We start from the raw sequence: 1,150 nt of genomic DNA, 5'->3' as shown, positions 1-1,150 counted from the left end.
GGTCCGTGGAATCATCCTTCTTCTCCTGCGTCGGACGGGCGCTTGCCCGAAGTGTGGTCAGTAAGGAGTTGCTGCACTTCATCGGTCGCCCGCAGCAGGTGTTCTTCGACCATCCGTGTCGTTTTCGCGTCGAAGTCGGTGTCGAAACCGATCACCGTCAACGCGCAGAGGGGAGAGCCCTTGCGAGAGGACACTGCCCGCGAGACCGAACCGATGATGTCCTGAGATCGTTTGTGGACGACCGCGAATCCGGTTTTCTGCGTCTCGGCGATGTCGGCGAGGAACCCGGTGGGGCCTTCGAGTGGATAGCCACTCTTTTCCACCATTGCCAGGTAAGGCGCCCGGGTATTGTCCTCGAGTGCCGCCACCAACGCGAGCGGTCCCGCGAACCGGTGCGGCGGAAGTAGATCCCCGAGCATCCGAGTGATCATCTTGAGTCGCTCGGGACGCAGCGCCGCGATGATCCGAGTCCCGCCACTCTCGAGAACCTGCAGATTCACCATCATGTCCGTGCTCTCGGACAGCACCCGCATGGTCGGATCGCACAAGGCCGCCAACGAATGCGCTGCCGCTTCGTGAGAAACCTGCAGTGCAGCCGGGCCGGGGAGATAGCGACCGTCGTAGCGGAAGACCCAACCACGGTTCGCGAGTTCGCCAAGTACTCGGTGCGCAGTCGGGCGGAGCATCCCGACTTCTTCTGCCAGTTCGCTGAGCTTCATCGGCGTGGTCGAGCGCGCGATGGCCTCGAGTAGATCCAACGCTTTGTCGACGGCGGACGCAGAACCCTTCGTCATCCGATCCCCTCCCGGTGCCGTGTGAGTACCCGGCGATCCGAAATCTCGTGTTCTTGGAAAACCCTTGGCATTCGCCTAGGAAATTACTATAGTCACAACAATCGTTCCGGCGTACGGAATTCTTTGAGCGTCTTCACCTTCCCACCGGATTACCGGCAAGGAAGTCCTATCTTTCCCAGCGAGAGGCTTTCGGACATGACGGTTGGACATACCCTTCGGTCGACACCACGGTTCAGAGTTGTTGCCCTGGCAGCGGTCGCGACGGCTGCTTTGGCACTGACCGGCTGTTCGAGCGACGCCACGGCCTCCGACGACGGGGGCACCCAGACCACCACGATTCGTATCGCACCTCAACC

1 protein-coding gene is annotated in these 1,150 nt (G+C 61.1%); it reads right to left on the bottom strand.

Annotated elements, in window-relative coordinates; genetic code table 11:
* Positions 1-11: 11 nt before the first annotated feature.
* The gene (locus tag ABT116_RS48745; protein ID WP_095971653.1) at positions 12-794 is read right to left on the bottom strand and encodes an IclR family transcriptional regulator; all 783 of its coding nucleotides are present in this window, start codon (positions 792-794) and stop codon (positions 12-14) included.
* Between the last annotated feature and the right edge of the window lie 356 nt (positions 795-1,150).

It is taken from the genome of Streptomyces sp. NPDC002130 (assembly GCF_040296465.1).
In the GTDB taxonomy this organism is placed as follows: domain Bacteria; phylum Actinomycetota; class Actinomycetes; order Streptomycetales; family Streptomycetaceae; genus Streptomyces.
This window is presented reverse-complemented; position numbering and strand designations above follow the sequence as displayed.